19 protein-coding genes and 1 rRNA gene are annotated in these 18,132 nt (G+C 35.6%); 8 read left to right on the forward strand and 12 right to left on the reverse strand.

The annotated features are described in order from the left end of the window. Positions 1–6 precede the first annotated feature (6 nt). A 5S ribosomal RNA gene (rrf, locus tag FLS47_RS16955) occupies positions 7–118 on the forward strand. A 138-nt stretch (positions 119–256) separates the two neighbouring features. Beyond that, entirely contained in the window at positions 257–742 is a 486-nt protein-coding gene (locus FLS47_RS16960; protein WP_149915509.1) for a DinB family protein, read from the forward strand. A 138-nt stretch (positions 743–880) separates the two neighbouring features. On the opposite strand, the gene sucD is transcribed toward FLS47_RS16960, so the two are convergent. Continuing rightward, positions 881–1,753, reverse strand: coding sequence for a succinate--CoA ligase subunit alpha (sucD, locus tag FLS47_RS16965; RefSeq protein WP_149915510.1), 873 nt, complete (start codon positions 1,751–1,753; stop codon positions 881–883). Between the two features lie 82 nt (positions 1,754–1,835). Then, on the reverse strand, positions 1,836–2,366 hold the full coding sequence (locus tag FLS47_RS16970) for an RNA methyltransferase (protein WP_149915511.1): 531 nt from the start codon (positions 2,364–2,366) through the stop codon (positions 1,836–1,838). A gap of 194 nt (positions 2,367–2,560) precedes the next feature. Here FLS47_RS16970 and rpsT point away from each other — a divergent pair, with 194 nt between their 5' ends. After that, positions 2,561–2,815 carry a 30S ribosomal protein S20 gene (rpsT, locus tag FLS47_RS16975; protein WP_149915512.1) on the forward strand — a complete coding sequence of 85 codons (255 nt, stop codon included), beginning with the start codon at positions 2,561–2,563 and terminating at the stop codon, positions 2,813–2,815. 89 nt (positions 2,816–2,904) lie between these two features. On the opposite strand, the gene FLS47_RS16980 is transcribed toward rpsT, so the two are convergent. Together FLS47_RS16980 and FLS47_RS16985 are read right to left on the reverse strand one after the other, a co-directional pair. Further along, a complete protein-coding gene (locus tag FLS47_RS16980; RefSeq protein WP_149915513.1) occupies positions 2,905–3,774 on the reverse strand; it encodes a 3-keto-disaccharide hydrolase in 870 nt (289 codons plus the stop codon). A gap of 23 nt (positions 3,775–3,797) precedes the next feature. Then, positions 3,798–4,610, reverse strand: coding sequence for a helix-turn-helix transcriptional regulator (locus tag FLS47_RS16985; RefSeq protein WP_149915514.1), 813 nt, complete (start codon positions 4,608–4,610; stop codon positions 3,798–3,800). Positions 4,611–4,947: 337 nt separating this feature from the next. Here FLS47_RS16985 and FLS47_RS16990 point away from each other — a divergent pair, with 337 nt between their 5' ends. After that, on the forward strand, positions 4,948–6,441 hold the full coding sequence (locus tag FLS47_RS16990) for an acetyl-CoA hydrolase/transferase family protein (protein WP_149915515.1): 1,494 nt from the start codon (positions 4,948–4,950) through the stop codon (positions 6,439–6,441). Positions 6,442–6,479: 38 nt separating this feature from the next. On the opposite strand, the gene gldG is transcribed toward FLS47_RS16990, so the two are convergent. The 6 genes from gldG to FLS47_RS17020 all read right to left on the reverse strand — a co-directional run bounded on the left by gldG (position 6,480) and on the right by FLS47_RS17020 (position 12,936). Next, entirely contained in the window at positions 6,480–8,894 is a 2,415-nt protein-coding gene (gene gldG / locus FLS47_RS16995; protein ID WP_149915516.1) for a gliding motility-associated ABC transporter substrate-binding protein GldG, read from the reverse strand. Positions 8,895–8,971: 77 nt separating this feature from the next. After that, positions 8,972–9,679 carry an ATP-binding cassette domain-containing protein gene (locus tag FLS47_RS17000; RefSeq protein ID WP_149915517.1) on the reverse strand — a complete coding sequence of 236 codons (708 nt, stop codon included), beginning with the start codon at positions 9,677–9,679 and terminating at the stop codon, positions 8,972–8,974. A gap of 3 nt (positions 9,680–9,682) precedes the next feature. Beyond that, complete coding sequence (locus FLS47_RS17005) at positions 9,683–10,660, reverse strand: glycerophosphodiester phosphodiesterase family protein (RefSeq protein WP_149915518.1); 978 nt, start codon at positions 10,658–10,660, stop codon at positions 9,683–9,685. Next, positions 10,661–11,179, reverse strand: a complete 519-nt coding sequence (locus FLS47_RS17010) for a shikimate kinase (RefSeq protein ID WP_149915519.1) — start codon at positions 11,177–11,179, stop codon at positions 10,661–10,663. It abuts the gene before it with no gap. A 4-nt stretch (positions 11,180–11,183) separates the two neighbouring features. Beyond that, complete coding sequence (locus tag FLS47_RS17015; RefSeq protein ID WP_149915520.1) at positions 11,184–12,386, reverse strand: BT_3928 family protein; 1,203 nt, start codon at positions 12,384–12,386, stop codon at positions 11,184–11,186. A gap of 4 nt (positions 12,387–12,390) precedes the next feature. Continuing rightward, entirely contained in the window at positions 12,391–12,936 is a 546-nt protein-coding gene (locus tag FLS47_RS17020) for a DUF1599 domain-containing protein (protein WP_149915521.1), read from the reverse strand. Positions 12,937–13,076: 140 nt separating this feature from the next. Between FLS47_RS17020 and FLS47_RS17025 the strand changes: the two genes are divergently transcribed. From FLS47_RS17025 to cysM, 4 genes are read left to right on the forward strand one after another with little or no spacing between them, the layout of a single operon-like run. Next, positions 13,077–13,874 (forward strand): HipA family kinase, encoded by a 798-nt coding sequence (locus FLS47_RS17025; RefSeq protein ID WP_149915522.1) that lies wholly within the window; start codon positions 13,077–13,079, stop codon positions 13,872–13,874. Then, positions 13,852–14,235 carry a DUF3037 domain-containing protein gene (locus FLS47_RS17030; protein ID WP_149915523.1) on the forward strand — a complete coding sequence of 128 codons (384 nt, stop codon included), beginning with the start codon at positions 13,852–13,854 and terminating at the stop codon, positions 14,233–14,235. Before FLS47_RS17025 ends, FLS47_RS17030 begins: the two co-directional genes overlap by 23 nt. A 51-nt stretch (positions 14,236–14,286) precedes the next feature. Further along, positions 14,287–15,096: a serine O-acetyltransferase gene (locus FLS47_RS17035; protein WP_149915524.1), complete on the forward strand. Its 810-nt coding sequence runs from the start codon at positions 14,287–14,289 to the stop codon at positions 15,094–15,096. Beyond that, positions 15,096–15,968 (forward strand): cysteine synthase CysM, encoded by an 873-nt coding sequence (gene cysM, locus FLS47_RS17040; protein ID WP_149915525.1) that lies wholly within the window; start codon positions 15,096–15,098, stop codon positions 15,966–15,968. Before FLS47_RS17035 ends, cysM begins: the two co-directional genes overlap by 1 nt. A 39-nt stretch (positions 15,969–16,007) precedes the next feature. Here the strand turns inward: cysM and FLS47_RS17045 are convergent, their stop codons facing one another. Both FLS47_RS17045 and FLS47_RS17050 read right to left on the reverse strand, forming a co-directional pair. Then, positions 16,008–16,796, reverse strand: a complete 789-nt coding sequence (locus FLS47_RS17045) for an META domain-containing protein (protein WP_149915526.1) — start codon at positions 16,794–16,796, stop codon at positions 16,008–16,010. A 114-nt stretch (positions 16,797–16,910) separates the two neighbouring features. Further along, the gene (locus FLS47_RS17050; protein ID WP_149915527.1) at positions 16,911–18,095 is read right to left on the reverse strand and encodes a C1 family peptidase; all 1,185 of its coding nucleotides are present in this window, start codon (positions 18,093–18,095) and stop codon (positions 16,911–16,913) included. Between the last annotated feature and the right edge of the window lie 37 nt (positions 18,096–18,132).

An 18,132-nucleotide genomic window follows, 5' to 3' on the forward strand; every position in this document is an offset into this window, starting at 1 on the left:
AGATCTTTGGGTGCCTATATCGGCGGTGTTCACCTCTTCCCATTCCGAACAGAGAAGTTAAGCCCGCCCGAGCCGATGGTATTGCCGTAACAGGTGGGAGAGTAGGTCGGTGCCTTTTTTTATACAACAGCCTTAGTACATTATGTACTAAGGCTGTTTTGCGTATATAGAGTTTTGAAGATTGAATAGAGGTTTAGTAAATCATAAATATTGGGAATATTAGTTAGATTTAAATAATATATAAAAGGAGGAAGAAATGAATAAAGCACAATTAATTGAAATCGAAAGAGAAACTGAAAACACAAGACAACTTTTGTCGAGATTAAAGGAAGAACATTTTTCCTATAAACCTCACGAAAAATCTATGTCGTTAATACAATTAGCAAGTCATATAGTCGAACTACACAACTGGATAAAGGAAGCATTGTCAGGAGCGTATTTTGATTTTCCAAGTATGTATAAGCCTTTTGAAGCACAGTCTGTGCAAGAATTATTAGATGTACTAAATAATGGTTATGCAGCGAATGTAGAGACTATATCAAACATTACTGAAGAAGACTGGAAATCGATTTGGAAGCTAAAAGCTGGTGATTATGTCATTGCCGAAGTTCCTAAATCAGCAGCTTATAGATTTATTATTCAAAATCATTTGGTGCATCATAGGGGACAACTAACGGTATACATGCGTATGTTGGATATTCCTTTGCCTGGGCTTTATGGTCCTTCAGCTGATGAAAAATAAATCGATAACACTTTTTAATAGATGTTTATCGATATGGGCTTTTTCTGCCAATGAATTTTATTAAATGGCAATACCTGAATATAATAGAAAAGGAGACTCTTTTGAAGTCTCCTTTTCTATTACAAATATTTTTATATATTATTTAGATAATTCTTCAGCAATAGCTTTACCGATCTCAGCAGGAGATTCTACAACGCGAATACCGCACTCACGCATGATAGCCATTTTTGCGGCAGCAGTATCATCAGCACCACCGACGATAGCACCAGCATGTCCCATACGACGTCCCGGAGGGGCAGTTTGACCAGCGATGAATCCAACAACTGGTTTAGTACCGTTTTCTTTAATCCAACGAGCAGCTTCAGCTTCCATGCCACCACCGATCTCACCAATCATGATGATACCTTCAGTTTCTGGATCGTTCATTAATAATTCAACAGCTTCTTTCGTTGTAGTTCCGATAATAGGGTCACCACCGATACCGATAGCTGTAGAAATACCTAAACCTGCTTTAACAGTTTGATCAACTGCTTCGTAAGTTAATGTACCTGATTTAGAAACAACACCTACTTTACCTGTTTTGAAGATAAATCCTGGCATGATACCAATCTTAGCTTCTTCAGCAGTGATGATACCTGGACAGTTAGGACCGATTAAACGAGAATCTTTGTCACTCAAGTAAGATTTTACTTGAATCATATCTTTAGTAGGGATACCCTCTGTAATACAGACGATTAATGCAATACCAGCAGCAGCTGCTTCCATGATAGCATCTGCAGCAAATGCTGGTGGAACAAAAATAATAGAAACATTAGCACCTGTAGCATCAACAGCATCTTGAACTGTATTGAATACTGGACGGTCTAAGTGAGTTTGACCACCTTTACCAGGTGTAACACCACCTACGACTTGCGTTCCATACTCAATCATTTGAGACGCGTGATAAGTACCTTCTGTTCCAGTGAAACCTTGAACGATAACTTTTGAATCTTTATTTACTAATACACTCATTGTTCTAATTTTTAGCAGAGCAAATCTACCATTTTGTAACGACTTCTGGAAATATTGCTTACTCTATTCGGTCTTTTTTTTATTAAAACTTTATTTTCTTCAGGATATCCCAAAGAACTATTCCAATTGTAACAGAGACATTAAAAGAATGTTTTGTGCCAAATTGTGGAATCTCAATACAGCCATCGACGATTTGCATGACTTCCTCATCAACACCGTGTACTTCATTGCCAAATACAAAAGCATATTTATCGTTCGTCGATATTTCAAATTGCTCTAACGAAGTAGAATTCTCTGCTTGTTCGATAGCGAAAATTTTATAGCCTTGTTCTTTTAAATGCTGCAAAGCTTCTGTTGTTTCTTTATAATGCGTCCAGTCTACTGATTGTGTTGCACCAAGAGCTGTTTTTTCAATTTCACGATGAGGGGGCCTAGCCGTAATACCGCATAATAAGATTTGTTCGATCGCAAAACCATCAGCTGTACGGAAGGCAGAACCGACATTGTGCATGCTACGTACATTATCCAGTACAATAGTAATAGGTGTTTTTTCTAATTCTTTGAATGATTCGATATCAACTCGATTGAGCTGATCCATAGACAACTTTTGCATCCAACAAAAATACTTATTTTTCACCTTTAATAGTCATCTTGAATGAAATACTACTTTATTTTACTTATCTTTGCAGGGTTAATAAAGGATTCGGATAGAAACTTGAAAATAGATTTTGAATATTAAATAATACTCGTTATTTTTGCAGTCCGAATTTAGTATAAAAAGTATTATAAAATATATAGCTAATAGAAATGGCAAATCATAAATCAGCGATTAAAAGAATTAGAGCTAACGCTGCGAAGCGTTTAAGAAACCGTTACCAAGCAAAAACTACGCGTAACGCAATCAAAAAATTACGTACTACAACTGATGCTGCTGAAGCACAAGCGTTATTACCACGTGTTGTTTCTATGCTTGACCGTTTGGCTAAGAAAAACGTTATCCACAAGAAAAAAGCATCTAACAACAAATCTAAATTAACTAAATTGGTTAATAAATTAGGTTAATCCTTGGATACTAAGATATATTAGGACACAGTGATGTGTCCTTTTTTATTTTGAATTATATTTTGATTTAATAGAAAAAAAAGGTTCGATTAATTCGAACCTTTTTTTTGTAATATCTTTTGGATTATTCCATCCAACTTTTGTGGTTGTTTTTTATACTTTTCTAAATCGTATAATTCTACTTTTCTGAAATCAATCGGATGACTTTCTGATTGTAAATAGATATAACCACCTGTTATAGCTTTACCATCTTGTTTAACTGCCGGATTGTGTCCTTCTACCATATCTCCGCCAATTGTCGGTTTCGAATATTCAATTACAGTTTCACCTTCAAGCACGTGACGGATTACAGAATCTCCTAATACAACAAAATCCGCAGTAACCCATTGATCGCCATGATAAGTTTTTGATTTGGCATTAATACAGTGTGGTGTGAACAATTTATCATTCATCACGACGTGCGTGCCTGGAGTACATAGATTCGATGTAGTACGTACAGAATTTGGGTCGTTATCACCGCCTAAGAATTGCGCTTCGATGGAAATTGGGAAATTCTGATCTTTCCACATAGTCTTTGGATCTTGGCCATGTAGCATGGCACCGCTGTTTCTCCAAGCCCATCCTTCTCCACCTTTTGGTTGCTCGCCTACAAAACGATATTCTACGCGTAATACATAATAGGAGTATGGCGTATTGTATGCAATATGACCATATCTAAAGTTAAAATCATCGTATTGATCATATCTTACTTTCATCATGCCATCTTCTACACGAAATGTGTTTCCGAAATTAACGCCAGTTTCATAATTTCTAATTTTCGGAGTCCAATTTTTAATGTCTTTGCCATTAAAGAGTTGAATAGCTTTTGGTTCATCCGAATCTACAGCACCTTTTTGAGTCGAGCAAGATAAAATTGATACAGTCGCTAATGCTGACCATACGATCGTTTTTAAGTTCATAAATTTAAGTTTAGTTGAAGTATTTATAATAAAGTATTTTGATGCTTTACGTAATCACTTGGACGCACACCAATAACTTTGTTGAATGTATTACTAAATGTTGGAAGACTGCTGTATCCTACTTTCAAAGCAACTTCGTTTACACTTAACTTTTCGTCTAATAAAAGCTTAAGCGCCGTTAACATACGCAAAATTGTGTAATATTGAATAAAAGACATGTTTAATTCTTTTTGAAATAATCGAGCAAGTGTCCGCTCACTTATATCAAAATTTTGTGCAAGTACTTTGAAGCTTACATTTTCCGAAATGTTGGATTCTAAATACTTAATAATGTCTTTTAATTTTTGATTCTGCGGGTAAGGCAATGCCAATGGTAATTCCGATTGGGAGAGCTCTGGTAAGATTAATTTGAATGCCTTGGCAATTGAATATTTGGGCTCTTCTACAGGGAAAATGTTACCATTCCAACGGTTGGTAAACATGATTAATTCGATTAATAAATCATTTACGAGGTATATATTTATTTTATCGTAAAAATCTGTATCTATTTCATATTTAGGAAAATACAAGTTACGCATTACGACGTTAGAAGAACTTGGATGAATGCTGTGTTTAATACCAGCAGGAATCCAAATATAATGTCTTGCTGGAAGAAAGTAGGATTTTGTCGCCGTTTTCAAAAAAACTACACCGCCCTCTGTGTATAAAAATTGTCCTTTCTTATGTACGTGCTCACTAATGTAACTATCTCCCATCAATGCGTGATGACAATATATACTATCCTCGAATGCATCAACTTCGGTCATGTAATATTTATTTACATATTCCTTTTCCATATACTATAATTTGAAACAAATTTCTAATTTTTAAGTTAAACAACCAAAAAGTAAGTGTTTGATCACTTTGATTATACTGTTTTAGCTGCAATTTCATGCTATACAATTGGGCATTATAGTGTCTAAATATATGTATATGAGTGATTTGAAAGAGAATTAAAATTATTTTCTAACGTATTTATAGTCTAAAGTGATGATAATGAGCTAATTGTTGTTTTAGCTATTTGAATAAATAACTTACTGACTGAAAAGAATAAAAATGACACTTTTTTAATCATTAATATTGTAAAGTTATATGATTATAAGGTAGATATCGATTAGTAATATACTTTTGAATATGAATTTAAATAGAATACGTTTAGAATCTTTGCATAATAAAGTGATGACTGCTGAAGAAGCAGCGCAACTTATACAGGATGGTATGGTGGTAGGTTCAAGTGGCTTTACCAAAGCGGGAGATAGTAAGGTTGTACTTCCAGCATTAGCAGAACGTGCAAAGAATGAGAATGTAAAAATTACATTAATGACAGGCGCTTCTTTGGGACATGATACCGATGGTAAATTGGCTGAAGCAGGTGCATTGAGCAAGCGTATGCCTTTCCAAGTTGATCGTACCTTACGTAATAAAATCAATGCAGGAGAAGTGCTTTTCATTGACCAGCATTTGAGTGAAGCAGCAGAACTATTGCATAATAAAAATCTTCCTCCAGTGGATATTGCTGTATTAGAGGTAGCGTATATCGATAGAGATGGAAGTATTGTCCCAACTACTTCTGTAGGTAATTCATTGACTTTTGCTAATCTGGCGAAACAAGTGATTTTAGAAGTGAATACAGCTATTCCAGAAGAGTTTTACGGTATTCACGATATTTATCAAGCAGAGAATTATCCGCACCGTAATGTTATTCCTATTGTAGCGCCTTGGAACAAAATAGGTCGTAAGACTATTCCTTTGGATCCAAATAAAGTAGTGGGTATTGTTTTTACAGACAAAAAAGATAGTCCAGCTGATATCGCACCTCCTGATGAGAAAACATCAAGTATCGCGAAGCATATTTTACGCTTTTTCGAAAAAGAAGTAGAATTGGGTCACTTGACAGAGCGTTTGCTTCCTATTCAAGCAGGTATTGGAAAAGTAGCGAATGCCGTATTGATGGGTTTCAAAGACAGTAATTTTTACGATTTGACGATGTTTTCGGAAGTCTTGCAAGACAGTACATTTGATCTGATTGACTCAGGTAAATTGAGTTTTGCTTCTGCATCATCTGTTACAGTTTCGCAAGAATGTTATGATCGTGTATTTGATAATTTGTCAAAATACAGAGATAAATTTGTATTGAGACCGCAAAACATTTCCAATACACCAGGATTGATTCGTCGTCTAGGGGTAATTGCTATTAACACTGCTATTGAGTTTGATATTTATGGTAATGTGAATTCTACACATATTTCAGGTACCAAAATTATGAATGGTATAGGTGGGTCGGGTGACTTTGCACGTAATGCTTACTTAAGTATTTTCGTTGCACAAGCAGCTTCTAAGGAAAACAAAATCTCACACGTATTGCCTATGGTTTCGCACGTCGATCATACGGAGCATGATGTAGATATATTGGTTACAGATATTGGTTTGGCAGATTTGCGTGGTCTAGCACCTCGTGAGCGCGCTCAAAAAATTATTGATAACTGTGTACACCCTGATTACCGCGAAGAATTACAATCTTATTTCGATAGAGCTTGCGCGCGTGGAGGACATACGCCACACTTATTAGAAGAAGCTTTCAGCTGGCATCTGCGCTTAGCAGAAACTGGAAGCATGAAGAAGAATTAATTTTACTTTCTTGATTTTTATTCAATTAAAGTCGCAGTTTATACTGCGGCTTTTTTTTTGTATTTTCTCTTGCGAAGGGATTGTTGGATAAAGCCAATGAATAGCAATAGTACGATTGGCGAAGCAACATTTATTAATTGCCATTTGAGCTTATCTTGCTTTACCACACTTTGATTTAATAGTCGCAGTTTTACTTCTCTATTACGAAGCTTAATCAGCTGCTCATCATTAGTCAGATAGTCAACGACATTTTGCAAAAGCGTCTTATTCGCAAATTGCTGTTCGGTATATCTGTCCCAACCCAATGGATATGGAGAATTATCTTTTGTATTTACCTGATTAATTAACCAATCACCGTCAGCTATCACAAACATTTTTGCGGGTTTGGAAATATTCGAAAGGTCAACTGGCGATTGTATACCTTGAGGTGCAGGACGATTTTCGAAAATATAGGGGAATTTCCCCGACAAAAGAGCAGCCACAGGTTTTTGTGCATTTTGAAATGTATTGGGATCGGGTTGCTCTTCGACCATACGCAATGAAATGCTTGCTCCAGTGTTATATACTTTATGGAATGGTGAAGATTCCAAAATAATTTCCTTTTTGATAGTTGGATTCGCAATGGTGTCTATGCTACCAATAAATTCCGTACGGATACCATCCAGATTTTTGATAATCGGATGTGTGCGTGTTGGCATTAGAATAGGGTAGAAGAGCCAAGGGGTTAATTCGATTTGTGGTTGGACATTTATATTTCCGATTGACAATGGAATTTGCGTACAATTCATATCCGCAATGATATCGTAATTGAGGCGCGCACCATACAAGAAAAGTTGGTCATCGAGATTTAATTCTTTACCAATCAAAACTTGAGATCCCGATGTGCGTAAATTTTCTATAGTTGCGTGAACTTGATCAATCGCCCAAATTACAGAACCACCATTTCTAACGAAATAATCTAATTTATATTTGTCGCTCTCTGAAAATTTTCTTTGTGGTTTTGCAATGACGATAGTCGAGAATTTCTGTAGATCTTCCAATTGAATGGAATCTAAATTCAATCTTCCAACTTGATTTGTTTGCTCGAATGTTTGCATCGCATCATACAATTCCAAGTCAGTAGGTTCGCCATGTCCTTCTGTAAATCCGATAAAAGGTTTTGATGTAATAGACAGTTTTTTGATCGCTGAAATAAAACCATATTCCAAGTTTTGGATGGAATTATTAAGCACTTGTTCTGGGCTTAATCCAATTTTGTTTTGCAACAAATGCACATTAATTTCTTCTTCTCCCTTGTTGACAATTGCGTAAGGAAAAATTAGATTTTGAGAAATCCCACTGCTATTTTTGATACTTAGATTAGTTGGTTGCAAGCCTCTATCGATGAGTGCAGCTGCTAGTTCTTGTTGCTCTTGCGCAGAGCCATCTTTTGGATTGATAATATTGACTTTGATATTCCCATTAGAAATACGACACATGTCGCGTGCTATATCGATAGTGGATTGACGTAAACGTTGAAACCCACTGGGCAAATCACCATCCAAGAAAATGGTAATATACATCACATTTTCTGTGTCCTTCAGAATGGATTTTGTCGTGTCAGAAAGTGTATATCTTTTGTCTTCAGTAAAATCAATTCTGCCAAGTAAGTTCGTAATAAATGATTGATTGATAAGAAGGATTAATAGTAAAACTATAACATAAGCAGTAAATGTTTTCTTACTTTTTCTAAATTTCCTCCCCATATGACCTATGGACAAAACAAGAAATAATACAATGAAACTTATAAAATATATTAAATCCGACGCTAGCATGACACCTCGGCTTAATGCTTCGTAATGGTGTTGTATTCCTATCGCAGCATAACCATCTTCAAAACCATAAAAAAAAGAAAATTTACTTACAGCATCAAATCCATAATATCCAAAAAAGCATAATACAACTGCAAGCAAAAAGGCTATGATGGGATTGGAAGTTAACGTAGAACTGAAAATTGAAAGTGCTGTGAATGCAGCTGTCAAGAAAAATAACCCTATGTAGGAGCCAATTATTCCACCAACATCAATATTTCCCGAAGGTGCAGCTAAAAAATATAGACAAACCGGATAAATTAAAGTAGGTATAATCGCGAGCAGAGAAATGGATAAGCTTCCTAAATATTTTCCAATAACAATGTCCGTAAATGTGATAGGCTTGCTCAATAATAAATCAAAAGTACCATTCGCTTTTTCGCCTGCGATTGTTTGCATCGTAACGGCAGGAATTAACAAGAGAAGTAAATAGGGACTAAGATTGAAGAATGAATCAAGATTAGCGTATCCGTTATCCAAAATAGATGTCTCAGGAAACACCCAAATAAGTAAACCTGTGACTAAAAGAAATAACCCAATGGCTAGATAACCAATAAAAGCATTGAAATAGGATACGATTTCTTTTTTATAAATACTAAGCAATTTCTTAAGGTTTTAGGCTCGAAAATAGGAAATATTGCTGCATAAAGCAAAATATACCTCTTGGATTGATGTAGTAATTATTTAGTTAGCAACACGAAAATTTCTTCCATCGACAGGTTTGGATAACGTTCAGTTTTATCCTGTAATAGAAATTGATCTTTAATTTTACCTTGATGAATTATTATGATTTCATCACCAATCGCTTCTACCTCTTGCATCAAATGGGTAGATAACAACACCGTTTTATCTTGGGCTAGATCACGAATTAATTGACGAATTTCAATGATTTGGTTGGGGTCAAGTCCAGTAGTTGGTTCATCCAGAATTAAAACTTTTGGATCGTGTACGATAGCGCACGCTAATCCAACACGCTGTTTATAGCCTTTAGATAATTCTTTTATTTTCTTGTGTTGTTCGTTTCCCAATCCGGTCTTTCCAATAACTTCACGAATGCGAGCTGGAATATTTTCAATTTGGTAAAGCGAAGCTTGAAACTCTAGCATTTCTTGGACATACATGTCCAAATACAGTGGATTATTCTCAGGTAAATAACCGATTATCTGCTTTGCTTCAATAGGTTTTTCTTGGATATTCAAGTCATTAACCCAACAAGTCCCCGATTCAATAGGAATTATTCCTGTTAAAGTTTTCATGGTTGTCGACTTACCTGCGCCATTAGGACCTAAAAATCCAATAATACGATTGCTCTGCGTTTGGAAAGTGATATTATCCAAAGCTTTTTGTTTCCCATACAGTTTTGAGAGTTTCTGAATACGAATAGACATCTTTTATCGATTAATAAAAGGTGATTTAATATTTCTTTTCTGAATGTAGAAATCCAAAGCTTTCTGTGCCTCTCCAGGACGGTCTGTGCTTAATATATCAGCTCCATTTTCTATGTATTCAGCGTATACCTGATAGCCTTTATTATCGGCTTGTTTATCCAAGTTGCCGATAGTTCCGAGGATAGTTTTGATACCATGAGCATGCAGTTTTTCGACCAAATCTTTTTTTGGTTGCGACGTGCCAACAAATGCTACTATTCGATTGTCAGGAATACCAGCCTCAGCAAGCTTATCAAGATCTTTTTGTGATTTTACACTAGCTGAAATCATCAAATCAGGATTGATACGATTTATAGCTCGTGCTTGATTTGCATTATATGTAATTACCACCACCGATGCTTGTGCATTTGTTTTTTGAATGATCTCCGATAGCATTGAATAGGGGACATCTTGTTTTACATCCAGCGTAAATACAACATTTCCTTTTCCCCACGTCAGCGCTTCTTCCAAAGTAGGAATTTGGTAGACTGTCAATTCGCCATTTTTGTCTTTTAGATGTAATTCTTTTAATTCGGCTAAGGTATGTTTTCCAATTCTTCCAGATCCGTTTGACGTCCGATCTAATGTCTCATCGTGCATTAAAATCAAAACTGAATCTTTGGACATTCGGACATCACATTCGATAATCAAAGGAAATTGCTTTGCCCAATGCTGGAACGTTTCGATAGCATTTTCGGGTAAACCGTCTGAATCACCACCACGATGTGCGCTCACTAATGGATATCGATTCTCATAGTACGTGAGGAATTGATAAAGTTCCTCAAGTGTAGTGATATTAAAATTGTCTGATGAAAAATCCGACGTTTGGATTGCGCTTGATTCTCTATTTTCTTTTTTATTGTCCGAAGGAGCATTTCTAAAGCAAGCTGCTAGTAGAAATGCGAAAATAAAAAGGCTATAAATGTGCGTAGAATTTTTCATCTATTTTACATCGTGATTTTTGATCAGTTCAATTATTTCTTCTAACGGTGTGTGGATTTGCTCGAATTTAATGTCTGCCTTATCGTAAAACTCTTCTCTTTCCTTTAATTTCGTGTCGATAAATTCAAATAATTCATCACCAGATAATCCCTTCAATACAGGTCTTTTATTCACATCAGATTGACTCAATCTTGCCCAAAGCGATTTACTTGTATGGTATAAATACAATGAAAGTCCATTTTGATTTATCCAATCCATATTATCGAAATAACATGGTGTGCCTCCGCCAGTAGAAATAATTGCAATTCTTCCTGCTTGTTTCTTTAGAAATTCGTTTTCTAATTTTCTAAAATTTTCTTCGCCATGCAGTTTGAAATATTCTGGAATAGTCATGCCGATATTTTCCACAATTTCATGATCTAAATCCATAAATGGCAAGTCTAATGCGTTTGCAATTTTTTTGCCCCAAGTGGTTTTGCCACTCCCCATAAATCCTACTAAGAAAATTGGTTTGTCCATTTCGTTATTTTAGATAATTAGCTACTAACTCTTCTATGGATGGAAAAGTATCTTTAGACCATTTTTGAATGACAACACCATTTTGCATCAACATGACACCTGGATTTGAACGCACCATACTTTTTAACGGAACAGCATCTGCATAGAAAGTTTCTAAAACCAAATCCAATTGATCATTCAAATAATCTATATCCGAACTCGCGCTAGCGGTCAATAGTACAGCGCGAAGATTGTATTCTTCGCTCAACGATCTAATTGTTTGATTGATTTTGTCCAATGCTAAGAAATCTGCAGGCGTAAATTTTGTGACGTCAACACTTGTTACGATAAAATTGTAATGTGGGTTTTCGATAACTTCCTGCGTTAAATCTTGCCCCTCATTATCCGAAATAATCAAATCTGGTATTGCAACTTGGTAACCTTTTTTGATAAGCTTAGTCACAGGCTCACCTACGATTTCCCAGTTCTCATTTTCCCAAATCTTTTGATCCATATATTCTTTATCTGTAACTTGTTTTGTTTCTCCAGACTGTTTATTTTTTAGGTTATAAATATGTTCAAACTCATCTTGTGCTGCGCCATCAGGAATTTTCATCAACGATGGAATATTATTACCAACTTTATAAGGTAAGAAATCTAAGAATGGCAAATTCTTATACGTATAAACTCCAATTCCAAAAGAAAAAATTACAGCTAAAAAAGCAAGTAATTTGTTGATGCCTGAATTGTTAAATAGAGGTGTGATTTTATGTCTTTTGATGAATATAATTCCAATAAAAACCAGTAAAATCAGATCCTTGATAAAGGATTCCCAAGGTGTGAGTGGTATTGCATCGCCAAAGCATCCGCACGATGTCACTACATCGAAAAATGCAGAGTAGAATGTCAAAAATGTAAAGAAGACGATTAGGATTAAAAGTCCCCAAGCTACAGTATGTTTAGCCAATCCCAATAGTAAAAGTATGCCTAAAATAATTTCCAAAGCACAAATTAGTATCGCAATCCAAGTACTGTAATCATTCAAAAAATTAAGATTGAATACATGAAAATATTCTTGAAGCTTGAAACCAAAACCCATCGGATCATTGGCTTTGATTAATCCAGAAAATATAAATAGAAGTCCCACAAATAGGCGAGATATCCAAAGTAGAATATCTGGTTTCGCAGAACTATTTTGTAATGGACTATAAAAGGAAGTATTCGACATAATTTTATTTTTTAACTGCAAATCCCATTTTGATTAACGCAAAAACGGCATAATTCAACATATCTTGGTAATTGGCTGCGAAGCCCTCGGAAACGATAGTTTTACCATCGTTATTTTCCATCTGTTTTACACGGTGCAATTTCATCAAAATCATATCCGTCATGGATGAAATACGCATATCACGCCAAGCCTCACCATAATCATGGTTCTTAGCGAACATTAAATCACGAGTTTCGTTTACTTTTTCGCTGTACTTTTGCTCAACAAAGGCAGCATCTAAATTTTCTTCGCCTTCTTCGCCCATTTCGAGTTGCATCAAGGCGATCACACAGTAATTCACAATAGCTACAAATTCGCCAGCGATATCTTCACCAACTTTAGAAACTTGCTTTACCTCGAGCGTACGAATACGTTTGGCTTTGATATATAATTGGTCAGTAATGGAACTCAAGCGCATGATACGCCACGAGGTACCATAATCCTTGGTTTTGTTCACAAAAAGATTTTTACAAAAATCAATGACCGCATTATATTCTTCCGTAGTATTCATTCTTTTTATTTAGCTATGTTGTGTTACAAATATAGTCAGAAAAGTTTTTAGCCTATAGTCACATTGCTGTCTGATTTTAGGTTTTTATGACAAATTCTAATATATTTTCGAGTAACTTCGAATATACTTAGAAATAACAGATGGGAATACAGAAACCAGAAATTCGGGAAGTCGAAATCATTCGATATGTGCAACCTTTTCGGGAGGGAGGATCTTTACCAGGGTTGGTGGATGCGGATGATGACTTTAGTTACGTAATCAAATTTAGAGGTGCTGGTCAGGGTAAGAAAGCACTAGTAGCGGAATTGATCGGTGGCGAGCTTGCTCGTGTTTTGGGTTTGCGCATGCCCGAGTTGGTATTTGCTAATTTAGACGAATCTTTTTGGCGCTTGGAAGCGGATGAGGAGATTCAAGATTTACTTAAATTTTCTATTGGTAAAAATCTAGGTGTTCACTTTTTGAATGGAGCTATCACATTTGATGCGAATGTGGATGTCGTCGGCGCAGAAGAAGCTTCTAAAATCGTGTGGTTGGATGCTTGGCTGATGAATGTAGATCGTACAGCGCGAAATACCAATATGTTGATTTGGAAAAAAGAATTGTGGTTGATTGATCATGGAGCTTCCTTATATTTTCATCATTCTTGGGATAATTGGGAAGACTATATCAGTAAACCTTTTTTACAGATCAAAGATCATGTACTATTAAAGCTAGCATCTTTGGTGCAGGAAATAAACGATAAATATACTTCGTTATTTACGGAGGAAACAATACGGGGTATTTTGGATGTTATTCCAGACGAATGGTTGATGGAAGAGGGAAGAGAATTGAGTCCGAACGAAGTGAGAGAAGTATATTTCCAGTTTTTGGTGAGGAGATTAGCAAATTCAGCAATGTTTTTAAAACAGATAGAAAATGAGCGTAAGAACATTATATGAGTATGCTGTGGTGCGTGTGGTTCCACGAGTGGAGCGTGAGGAATTTGTGAATGTGGGAGTTGCACTTTACTGCAAAAAATTACGTTATGCGGAATTTTTATTTCATGTTGATGAATCTAAGCTAAAAGCGATGTATGCTGATGTAGATATTGAAAAAATTAAGAAACATTTGGCATCGTTTCAAAAAATATGTGCTGGAGATACCAATTTTGGTAAGATTGCGAATTTGGAACAAGCAGAGCGGTTTCGTTGGCTGACTGCCAATAGAAGCACAATTATTCAATCTTCACCGTCACATACTGGACTTTGTATTTCGGCAGAAGACACCCATAAAGAATTAATGAATAAATTAGTTCTATAATATCTATCTTAAAAGTAGATTTTTATATTTCAAAAATGTAGATTTGCATTCATGGAAGATTTTTATAACCATCTTTATCAAAAACAATTAGAAGCACAGGATATGCCGAGCAATACGCGCATATGGACTTGGGCGCGTGATTTGTTTAGAGCTTTATTTCCCGAAAGGAATCCGCAACAATTGTCTTCTGTTGAAGATGTAAAAGAGATATTTAATCGTTCTGAAGTCGAACTTTTAAGCATTCTGCGCAAGAGTCGTATGTGCAATCATTGTGATAACGATATCGTTGTACAAGAATTTTATGAATCCTTGCCAGAATTATATGATGTGATGTTGACGGATGCACAGGCTATTTTGGATGGTGATCCCGCTGCTCAAGATTTGCGCGAGGTTATTCGCACCTATCCAGGTTTCTTGGCTACCTGTATTTACCGTATGGCAAATAAATTGTGGCTTTTGGAAGTTCCGTTGATTCCTCGAATTTTGACTGAATGGACACACGAACGTACAGGAATTGATATTCATCCAGGCGCAACAATAGGTAAATATTTGCATATAGATCATGGGACGGGATTAGTAATAGGGGAGACTTGTATTATTGGTGAGCACGTGAAGCTTTATCAAGGTGTGACATTAGGTGCATTGAGTGTGGAGAAAAATCTGGCGGGTAAGCAACGTCATCCGATTATTGAGGATCATGTCGTTATTTATGCAGGAGCGACTATTTTGGGAGGTGAAACACGTATAGGGCATCATTCTGTAATAGGAGGTAATGTTTGGTTGACATCGAGTATAGACCCTTACACCACTGTTTATCATCAATCGAATTCAAAATTTATAGATACTAAACCCGCTTTATAATGGGAAATATAATAGATACTATTGGAAATACTCCTTTGGTGGAAATCACTAGTTTTCATGCAAGTCCAAAGGTCAAAATATACGCTAAACTTGAGGGAAATAATCCAGCGGGTTCTGTAAAAGATAGACCAGCATTGAATATGATTCGCTCGGCAATAGAGCGTGGAGAAATCAAAAAGGGTGATAAATTAATTGAGGCAACTAGTGGAAATACGGGGATTGCTTTGGCAATGATTGCAAGTATGTATGAATTAGAGTTGGAATTAGTTATGCCGTCTAGTTCTACACGTGAACGTACCTTAACGATGGAAGCTTTCGGAGCGCAAGTTACATTATTAGAAAATATGGAAGTTTGTCGTGATTATGCAGAAGAAAAGGCTGAAAAAGAAGGAGTATTCATTCTAAATCAGTTTGCAAATCCGGACAACTACGAAGCGCATGTAAAAACCACGGGACCTGAAATTTGGCGTGATACCCAAGGAAAGATAACACATTTTGTAAGTGCTATGGGTACTACAGGAACAATAATGGGAAATTCCATTTATTTAAAAGATAAGAACCCGAATATTCAGATTGTAGGCTGTCAGCCTACAGAAGAATCTTCAATTCCAGGTATACGCCGTTGGCCAAAAGAATATTTACCTAAAATATTTGATGCCTCAAAAGTAGATCGTGTTATAGATGTAGCACAGCAAGATGCTGTTGAAAAATCTCGTTTGTTGGCGAAGAAAGAAGGTGTTTTCGCAGGAATGAGCACAGGTGGAGCATTTCATGCAGCATTAAAAGTAGCTAATGAAATTGAAGAAGGTGTAATTGTGTTTATTGCTTGTGATCGTGGAGATCGATATTTAAGTTCGGATTTATTCGGCTAAGTATAAACAAAAAACGAGGATTTTAAATCCTCGTTTTTTTTATTTTATTCTCTTGAACCGCATGATAGCGATATCATCCGTAATTAAAGTCAACTGATTAGCGTCAACACTAAAAGAAGTAATGCGCTCCAGATTCCTGAAATACAACGCTTCACCTTCTAAAGATGGACATGCCATCTTTGTAGACGCTATGGCACCAAATTTTAATTTATACCCGTCTGCTTTATATGTACCTGAATAATTGTTGCAACCACCATTACCTATTAAAGTTTCTTCTTTCGTATTAAATTCAAGTGTAGGTTTTCTAGATTTGTAAAGGTCTTCAAGAGGTTTATTTGTCAAACCTGTATAGTCTAATTCCCACTTACCTTTTAATAAAGCAGCTTTATCCTCTTTTTTTAGTTTAAATCGTGCTTTTACCATCTTCTTAGCATCCAAAAAAGATAGGGTGTCATTGCTAACTTTATATTGGTTAATTTGTGGTAATATGCGAGATAAACCTTGCTCAACCGTCATATTATCACAGGCCATCATGGTTGAGATTCCAGTTGAAAATTTAATTTTATCTGACGATTTTAATTCAAAACCACCCATAAGATTATTACAACCTGTAATAGCAGAATATTCTTTCTTAACTAAATCAAATATAAAGACAGGCTCTTTACCATTAATTTTCTTGTCAATAGTTTTATTTTCAATAGATATTATTTGCCATTTAGCATTCAAATCACTAGCTTTTTGTAACCCTATATTATTCGTGTTGTTCAATATATTACAACTTGAAAACAATATAAATGTTGCTGAAAAAAGTAAAATATTTGATTTCATAGGATAAAAGTATGCTTTTATTACAAGTATAACAATAAATTTAATATGACCTTAAAATAGACTATAGAAAAAAATCTCAGCTCTTAGCTGAAATTTTACCTGCTTTATTAAATTTTAAATTCCTAATTTGGATTTTATTCCTTTTTGGATACCATTTTTGTGTAATAAAATCGAAATAGTTTTATATTTTACAAATTCTTTAGTTGCGTACATGTAACCTTTGTAATCATTTGATTCACCCCAAGAATTTTTAACAATATAATATTCTTTTCCGTTTTGATCTTTGACTAATCCAACGATGTGCATGCCGTGATCATCCGTAGTCGAGTAATCGTCATAAGCAGCTTGACGCATATCTTCTGTTACCTTAGCCTCTGGTTTGGGACCATTAAATAATTCAGCGACTTCTTGCGGAGTCATCTTATCCATTTCTTTTTCAGGAACAAAAGCCACTCCGTTTTTCCAGCTAAAGAATTTTTCTGACACATCGGTTGCCCATGCAACAGTATAGCCGTTCACCAAAGCATTATCAATGATTTCGGTGATGTCATTCATTGGGACATTGTAAAGACTTTCAAACGACCAGTTATCAGGGATCAATAACACGAATGGTTTGTAGTATTCTTGGGATTTAAACGAACTTATGCCAATGTAATCTTCAGGTTTGATACCAATAACTTGATCTGCCCAAGTGCGCGGTGTGTAAGTCTTGCCATTGTATTGGAAAGATTTTGGAGGTGTGCCCAAATAAGCATCCATTACGCCGGTAACCGCTTTCTGCCAATTCGGAGTTAGTTTTTTATTCTTTACAATATTTGCCGTCATGCCATGAAGAATGCTACTCATTTCAGAGAAATTATTTCTTGTCTGTCCTTCACGCAAACCAGTGTAAACATTTTGCGGAACTGCACCATACTTGCGATAGATTGTCAATACATCATGCAATTGTCCACCTTCACCTTGAGCTTGATTACCATGCAGCTGGACAAATGTTTTTGCTTTTTCTAAATACGTGTAATATGCGGTAAAAATTTGTGAAATTTCAACAGGCTGTTTACCCATGCGAATCATTTCAGATTCTAAAAATGAATTTCCTGAGTACGACCAACATGTACCAGAAGAACCTTGATCTTTTATGGAAGTATTAGCCAAATTTATTACTTCAGTAAATACAAATCCATCTTTACTTTTGTCACTGACGTTATTTTTTAACGCATTAATGAGGTTATCTTGAGCAAAAGTTTGTGACGAAGTAGCCAACAATAATGCGGCTATATAAAAGGATTTTCTCCAGTTCATAAATTATAATTATTAGTTATTTCGATACGAATATAAG

Source organism: Sphingobacterium cavernae, assembly GCF_008520265.1.
GTDB classification, from domain to species: Bacteria; Bacteroidota; Bacteroidia; order Sphingobacteriales; family Sphingobacteriaceae; genus Sphingobacterium; species Sphingobacterium cavernae.

What these genes read in the sequence shown, in the direction of transcription:
- sucD (WP_149915510.1), bottom strand. Translation starts at nt 1,753, where the DNA reads ATGAGTGTATTAGTAAATAAAGATTCAAAAGTTATCGTTCAAGGTTTC.
- rpsT (WP_149915512.1), top strand. Translation starts at nt 2,561, where the DNA reads ATGGCAAATCATAAATCAGCGATTAAAAGAATTAGAGCTAACGCTGCG.
- FLS47_RS17025 (WP_149915522.1), top strand. Translation starts at nt 13,077, where the DNA reads ATGGGAATACAGAAACCAGAAATTCGGGAAGTCGAAATCATTCGATAT.
- FLS47_RS17030 (WP_149915523.1), top strand. Translation starts at nt 13,852, where the DNA reads ATGAGCGTAAGAACATTATATGAGTATGCTGTGGTGCGTGTGGTTCCA.
- FLS47_RS16990 (WP_149915515.1), top strand. Translation starts at nt 4,948, where the DNA reads ATGAATTTAAATAGAATACGTTTAGAATCTTTGCATAATAAAGTGATG.
- FLS47_RS16970 (WP_149915511.1), bottom strand. Translation starts at nt 2,366, where the DNA reads ATGCAAAAGTTGTCTATGGATCAGCTCAATCGAGTTGATATCGAATCA.
- FLS47_RS16980 (WP_149915513.1), bottom strand. Translation starts at nt 3,774, where the DNA reads ATGAACTTAAAAACGATCGTATGGTCAGCATTAGCGACTGTATCAATT.
- FLS47_RS17020 (WP_149915521.1), bottom strand. Translation starts at nt 12,936, where the DNA reads ATGAATACTACGGAAGAATATAATGCGGTCATTGATTTTTGTAAAAAT.
- FLS47_RS17010 (WP_149915519.1), bottom strand. Translation starts at nt 11,179, where the DNA reads ATGGACAAACCAATTTTCTTAGTAGGATTTATGGGGAGTGGCAAAACC.
- FLS47_RS17045 (WP_149915526.1), bottom strand. Translation starts at nt 16,796, where the DNA reads ATGAAATCAAATATTTTACTTTTTTCAGCAACATTTATATTGTTTTCA.
- cysM (WP_149915525.1), top strand. Translation starts at nt 15,096, where the DNA reads ATGGGAAATATAATAGATACTATTGGAAATACTCCTTTGGTGGAAATC.
- FLS47_RS16960 (WP_149915509.1), top strand. Translation starts at nt 257, where the DNA reads ATGAATAAAGCACAATTAATTGAAATCGAAAGAGAAACTGAAAACACA.
- FLS47_RS17050 (WP_149915527.1), bottom strand. Translation starts at nt 18,095, where the DNA reads ATGAACTGGAGAAAATCCTTTTATATAGCCGCATTATTGTTGGCTACT.
- FLS47_RS16985 (WP_149915514.1), bottom strand. Translation starts at nt 4,610, where the DNA reads ATGGAAAAGGAATATGTAAATAAATATTACATGACCGAAGTTGATGCA.
- FLS47_RS17005 (WP_149915518.1), bottom strand. Translation starts at nt 10,660, where the DNA reads ATGAAAAATTCTACGCACATTTATAGCCTTTTTATTTTCGCATTTCTA.
- FLS47_RS17000 (WP_149915517.1), bottom strand. Translation starts at nt 9,679, where the DNA reads ATGTCTATTCGTATTCAGAAACTCTCAAAACTGTATGGGAAACAAAAA.
- FLS47_RS17035 (WP_149915524.1), top strand. Translation starts at nt 14,287, where the DNA reads ATGGAAGATTTTTATAACCATCTTTATCAAAAACAATTAGAAGCACAG.
- FLS47_RS17015 (WP_149915520.1), bottom strand. Translation starts at nt 12,386, where the DNA reads ATGTCGAATACTTCCTTTTATAGTCCATTACAAAATAGTTCTGCGAAA.